The 5,791-nt window shown below is 63.7% G+C and carries 5 protein-coding genes and 1 pseudogene; 2 read left to right on the top strand and 4 right to left on the bottom strand.

What is annotated here, in order from left to right; genetic code table 11:
* Nucleotides 1-505 (top strand): DUF72 domain-containing protein (locus IVB32_RS33375; protein ID WP_247412798.1); only part of this gene is annotated, 505 nt, incomplete at its 5' end.
* Here the strand turns inward: IVB32_RS33375 and IVB32_RS33370 are convergent.
* Entirely contained in the window at nucleotides 502-1,689 is a 1,188-nt protein-coding gene (locus IVB32_RS33370) for a CoA transferase (protein WP_018458263.1), read from the bottom strand. The two genes, IVB32_RS33375 and IVB32_RS33370, sit on opposite strands and share 4 nt — an antisense overlap.
* A 166-nt stretch (nucleotides 1,690-1,855) precedes the next feature.
* Here IVB32_RS33370 and IVB32_RS33365 point away from each other — a divergent pair, with 166 nt between their 5' ends.
* Complete coding sequence (locus tag IVB32_RS33365) at nucleotides 1,856-2,743, top strand: hypothetical protein (protein WP_018458262.1); 888 nt, start codon at nucleotides 1,856-1,858, stop codon at nucleotides 2,741-2,743.
* Nucleotides 2,744-2,852: 109 nt separating this feature from the next.
* Here IVB32_RS33365 and IVB32_RS33360 read toward each other — a convergent pair.
* The 3 genes and pseudogenes from IVB32_RS33360 to IVB32_RS33350 form a co-directional block, all read right to left on the bottom strand.
* Nucleotides 2,853-4,200, bottom strand: a pseudogene (locus IVB32_RS33360) (carbohydrate porin).
* A gap of 137 nt (nucleotides 4,201-4,337) precedes the next feature.
* Nucleotides 4,338-5,399 (bottom strand): ABC transporter permease, encoded by a 1,062-nt coding sequence (locus tag IVB32_RS33355; protein ID WP_247367139.1) that lies wholly within the window; start codon nucleotides 5,397-5,399, stop codon nucleotides 4,338-4,340.
* On the bottom strand, nucleotides 5,396-5,791 hold a 396-nt coding region (locus IVB32_RS33350), incomplete at its 5' end, for an ATP-binding cassette domain-containing protein (protein ID WP_247412796.1). The genes IVB32_RS33350 and IVB32_RS33355, both read right to left, overlap by 4 nt.

The following is a 5,791-nucleotide window of genomic DNA, read 5'->3' as shown; positions in this document are numbered from 1 at the left end:
GGAGGATCGCATCTCACGGCTCGGCGGCAAGGCCGGCCCGATCCTGTTCCAGCTCCCGCCGCAATTTGAGGCCGACGCGGACCGCCTCGCCGGCTTCTTCAAGCTGTTGTCGCGGAAGCGGCGTTACAGTTTCGAATTCCGTCATCCGAGCTGGTATCAGCCGCGCATCTTGCGGATGCTGGCCGACGAGAACATCTCGCTGTGCCTGTCCGATCATCACGACGCGCCCGCGCCATGGAAGCGCACGGCGGATTTCGTCTATGTGCGCGGGCACGGGCCCAGCGGGCGCTATCACGGGCACTATACGAAACCCACGCTGGCGCAATGGGCGCGGCGCATCAAATCCTGGAAGCGGCAGGGCTGCGACGTCTACGTCTATTTCGACAACGACCAGAAGAGCGCGGCGCCGGCCGATGCACAGGCGTTGAAGCAATTGCTCAACGTGCGGCAAAGCGCGGCGATCACGACGGCAAGCCGCCGTGCAGGTGCCGTTGTTCACCGCTAGACGATGCCGCCTTGCCGGAGCGCCGCGATCGCGGCCTTGTCGTAGCCGAGCTCGGTCAGGATAAGATCGGTATGCTCGCCGAGCGTGGGCGGGCGCATCGCGATTTCGCCGGGCGTTTCCGACAGGCGGACGGCGGCGCGTGCCACCGGTGCGGGCTTCGGCAGACCTGGATAGTCGACGTCCTGCATGAATCCGGCGGCGCGGACGTGCGGATGATCCAGCGCCTGCTGCGGGCTCAGCACGGGGCCGGTCGGAATCATGGCCTTGCCCAGGGTGTCGACGGCTTCCTGCGTGGTGCGCTCGGCGCACCAGCGCGCCATGCGCTCGCTGATGACAGGGCCATTGTTGCCGCGGCTGATGTCGTCGGCAAAGCGCGGATCGTTCAGCCAGACCTCCTCCTCGCCCATCAGTTTCGCCCAGCGCTTGAACAGCGGATGCCCCGTGACCTGGCACAGCACCCAGCCGTCCCTGGTGCGGTAGATGTCGGCAGGCGCCGCGGTCTGGCCGAGATTGCCTGTCGGCACGCGATTGACGTTGATGACGGCCTGCTCGATCAGCGTCGCGTTGGTGAAGGACAAGGCGGTTGCGAGCAACGCGCCCTCGACGATCTGCCCGCGCCCGGATTTGCCGCGCTCGATCAGTGCGGCGAGCGTGCCGAACGCGCAATGTAGCGCGGTCCCGAAATCGACCCAGTTGACCGCGGCCCGGTAGGGTGGATCGCCGGCGCCCGTCATGTACACCGAGCCCGACATGACCTGGCCGACACCATCGAAGCCGACACGGTCGGACCATGGCCCCGGCCCGCCAAACGCGGTGGCCGTCGTCAGGATGATGTCCGGCTTGATCGCCTTGAGCGAATCGTAGTCGAGCTTCATCGCGCCCAAGGTCTGCGGCGGCAAATTGGCGACGACCACGTCCGCGGTCGCAATCAGGCGGCGCATCACCTCCTGTCCTTCCGGCTTCATCGGATCGAGCGTGAGGCACTTCTTGTTGCGGTTGACTTGAAGAAACAGCGCGCCTTCGCCAGTTTCGCCGACCGGCGCCACGAAACGATCCTCGCTGCCGTCGCGCTTCTCCACGCGAATGACCTCGGCGCCGAATTCGGCCAGCAAGGTCGCGCAATAGGGCCCCGCGATATAGCGCCCGAAATCAAGAACGCGGACGCCCGCCAGAACCCCTCCCATCGATCTCTTTCCTTTGTGCTTTTTGTCAGCTTACAGGGATTGGCATTTGCGGCAAGGTGGCAATGGACGCCATGCCCCACCCTCGAGATGTGATCGGCGAATCATTTCGACTGGCGGAAATTGTGCTCTAGTATGGACCTGTCCCTCCCCCATCAGAGCCCCGTCCATGCCGCAACAATTCGATCGATCCAAAGAAGATCTCGGCAACGCGATCCATTTCGAGCACGTCAACATCCAGGTCCCGGACCAGCGCCTCGCCACGCTGTTCTATGTCGCAGGTCTCGGGCTCACCCGCGATCCGTATCTGATGGTGTCCGACACCAACATGTGGATCAACGCCGGACGGAGCCAGTTTCATTTGCCGAGCGGCCGGCCGCAGGTGCTGCGCGGTCATGTCGGACTCGTCATCGCGGGCCGCGAGGCGCTGCTGGCGCGATTGGCGTCGGTCGCCAAAAAGCTCGAGGGCACCGCGTTCGCCTTCGCCGAGCATAACGACCATGTCGAGGCGATTTGTCCGTGGGGCAACCGCCTGCGCTGCTACGAGCCCGACGCCGCGCGCTTCGGCCGTGTCGCGCTCGGCGTTCCCTATGTCGAGTTCGACGTGCCGGTGGGATCGGCCGCTCGCATCTGCGCCTTCTACCCCGAGATCATGGGCATGCCATCCGAGTTACGGAACGGCGACGGTACGGTTGCCGCCGTGAAGACCGGCCGCGACCAGCATCTGTTGTTTCGCGAGACCGATCGGCCGCAAGGCGACTATGACGGCCACCATGTGCAGATGTACATCACCGATTTTTCCGGCCCTTACCGCAAGCTGCTGGCGCGCGATTTGATCTCGCGCGAGGACAATCAGTACCAGTACCGCTTCTGCGACATCGTCGATCTCGACAGCGGCAAGCCGCTGTTCACGGTCGAGCACGAGGTGCGCAGCGCCACCCACCCGATGTTCATGCGGCCGATGGTCAATCGCAATCCGGCGATCAACAACCGCAATTACGCGTTCGGTCACGATCAGGCGTCTTGGGCGATGGGACCGGATCAATACGAGGGATAGGTGATAACCAAGTCCCGGGCGGCTCCGCTGAGTGGAGCCGCCACACGTTGCGTGCGCTCCGGTGGGACGGGCATGCCCCACCTTTCGCATCAGACGGGTGAGCGTCCCGTCAGAAGTGGACCTCGGTGCGCATGCCAAGAACCACGGCGTTGTCGGTCTTCACGCCCGCCGCGTTATAGCCGCGCCCACCGGGATTAATGACATACTGAGCGTCGAACTTGAGGTTCAGCCAGCCGGTCGCCTGCCATCCGTACCAGACTTCAAGCGGCACTTCGTTGCCGCCGGCGTTCGGACTGAGGGCAGCCGTGTTCACGTGCGTCGTGCCGACCGCGAAGCCGACTTCGTCCTGGGGACGCCAGGAGAAAGTTCCGGTATGCCTGAAGCCGAGGGCGATCTGGTAATCCTGGTACGAGGTCCGGTGATCGGCGACGGTGGTATTGAGGAAGGTGTACCAGCCTACCGCACCCGGGCCGTCAACAGTCAACCGCTGCAGGATCGACTCGTAGACGCCGAAGCGGCCGCGTTGATCGCTGATATTTTGATCGGGCACACCACCGACGCCCGGGATGGTGCCGATAACACCCGGAAGACCGCCATCAATGGACGAGGCGCTGTCGTACCAGCCGCCAAGTCTCCAGGTCCCGGTCAAGGGCCCCTTCGGCGTCCAGACCAACTCCACCGGCACCATCACGCCACTGGCGGGGTTCGAGGCGGGAATGCCGGGCAAGAAGTAGACGCCCGGGTCTGACGTCGTCAGGTAACCCGGATTGGCATCGTAGACACCGACCGACACCGTGAATTCCGGCGCGATCTTTATAGTGGACGACACCGGCCCACTGGCTCACCGGCCAATTGTAGATGTAGCCGCCCTGGATGTTGCCGGGCTGACCGCCGCAGAAGGTCAGGTTGATGAACTCGCACAGGCCGAAGAAGAAGTCGGAGCCGACCGGAAGACGGCCGCCCTTGAGTTCAAGGCGGTCATCGAAAAGCTTCTGCGAGTAATAGAGCTGCGTCAGGCGCAGAATATTGCCGCGGCCGAACACTTCGTTGGTCAGCTGCAGGGCGGGAATGTCCGCTTCGGTATTCAGATTTTTGCCGAAGCGGTCGACCAGCGTGAGACCGACGGTGCCGCCGGGGATGCCGGCGAGTTTTCCCATGTCCAGCTTCGCGCCGAACCACAACTGGCCGGCGTTGGCCGCGGTATTCCTGCTTCCGCCGGAGACATTGCCGACCGATTCGTTACCGAGCGTCAGGCCGATATCGATGCCCTGCTCCTTCAGCCTGGTCCTGCCGAGATCGCCGAACAGATACGGTCTCGTCCAGAAATCGTCAGCCGCATAAGGAACAGGCGCAGCTTTCGTCGAAAAGTCGGCCGCATACACTCCACCGCAAAACAGCGATGAGAAAGCAATCCCCACACCGCACACCCCTGCGGTGTTCATAAACCTGCGCAACATTTTACTCGTCCTCCCGCCGTCTCAGGCTTTACTTGTTTCGCCTCACGCCCCTGCCCAAAGCCCTCGAGCCTGGAACGCGCTCCCTCCCCCAGCGGCCGCCGACCAGGCAGCCTTGTGTCAACTGGAGCGTGGATCTGTCATGCCCGATCAACCGTTCTCGCCGGCAATGCATCCGCGGGGCGCGGTGACGCGCCCTGGACTTGCTCCGCCAATGTCGATTTCGGCGCGATGCGGGCGACGCCGGCCAGTGCCAGCTTGCGCCGCCGTCGCGCCTGCAATTGCTGATCCGCCAACACGCCGATCAGAATGACCGTGCCCATCACCGCGAAGTTCAGCGAATTCGGGATGCCCAGGATGTTCACGAGGTTCTGCAACACCTGCAGCAGCGCCGTGCCCAGCACGATACCGAGAATGGACCCCTCGCCGCCGCGCAAGCTGCACCCGCCCAGGACGGCGGCCGCAATCGCGTAGAGCTCGTAGAAATTTCCGAAGGAGCTCGGCGACACCGAGTTCGTGTAGAACACGAACAAGACCGTCGAAACTCCGGCGAGTCCGCCGCTGATGATATAGGCGGTTGCGATCACGATATTGGTGTTGATGCCCGAGAAGCGTGCCGCCTCCTCGTTCTTGCCGACGGCATAAAGCCAGCGCCCGTAGACCGAGCGGTGCAGCAGCACGCCAAGGATCAGCGCAAGGATGATCAGGAGGATGAAGGTGTTCGGGATTCCCGCCAAATTGCCCGAGGCGATGTTGCTCAGTGTCGCCGCCTCGTCGCCGTAACCGAAGCCGCGGGTCGAATCGCTCGTGTAATAGCGGGCGGCGCCGCGATAGATCAGCAACCCACACAGCGTCACGATGAAGGGCTGCATCTTCAGGCGGGTGATCAGGAACCCCTGGATGCCGCCAAGCACCAGCCCGCCCAGCAGCACGGCGAGCAGCGCCAGGGGCCACGGCACCTGGTAGGTCGTCAGAAGATCCACGAACACGACGCCGAGCAGCGCAAACATCGAGCCGAGCGACAGGTCGATGCCGCCGGTGATGATCACGAGCCCCTCGCCGAGCGCGAACACGCCGAAGAGGCCGATCAGATTGGCCATGTTCAAGAGGTTCACCAGCGACAGGAAGGCGGGATTGATCGCGCCCGTGATGGCGGCGATCACCACCAGCAGCAATGCCAGACCGAGCTCTTTCCTGATCATGGCGCGGCCGCTTCCGCGGTTTCCAGCGCCTGGCCCATGGCTAGCCGCAACACGTTGTATTCGCTGAACTGCTCCCGCTCGAGCACGCCGCTGACGCCGCCTTCATGCATGACCGCCACGCGGTCGGAGACGCCGATGACCTCCTCCATGTCCGAGGAGATCATCACGATCGCGACGCCCTGGTCGGCAAGCTCGCGCATCAACGCGTAGATCTCGCCCTTGGCGCCGACGTCGATGCCGCGGGTCGGCTCGTCGAAGAACATCACGCGCGGCTGCATGGACAGCCATTTGCCGAGCACGACCTTCTGCTGGTTGCCGCCGGAGAGCGTCACGGCCTCCATATCGATGCTTGGCGCCTTGATGGAGAGGCGCCTCACCTGCTGTTTCGCGAC

The sequence above is a fragment of the Bradyrhizobium sp. 23 genome (assembly GCF_023073295.1).
GTDB lineage: Bacteria > Pseudomonadota > Alphaproteobacteria > Rhizobiales > Xanthobacteraceae > Bradyrhizobium > Bradyrhizobium canariense_D.
The sequence above is the reverse complement of the archived record's forward strand: the minus strand, read 5'-3'. Positions and strand labels throughout refer to the sequence as shown.

Excerpts from the sequence above, each read along its gene's own strand:
- IVB32_RS33370 (WP_018458263.1), bottom strand. The coding sequence starts at position 1,689 with ATGGGAGGGGTTCTGGCGGGCGTCCGCGTTCTTGATTTCGGGCGCTAT.
- IVB32_RS33365 (WP_018458262.1), top strand. The coding sequence starts at position 1,856 with ATGCCGCAACAATTCGATCGATCCAAAGAAGATCTCGGCAACGCGATC.
- IVB32_RS33355 (WP_247367139.1), bottom strand. The coding sequence starts at position 5,399 with ATGATCAGGAAAGAGCTCGGTCTGGCATTGCTGCTGGTGGTGATCGCC.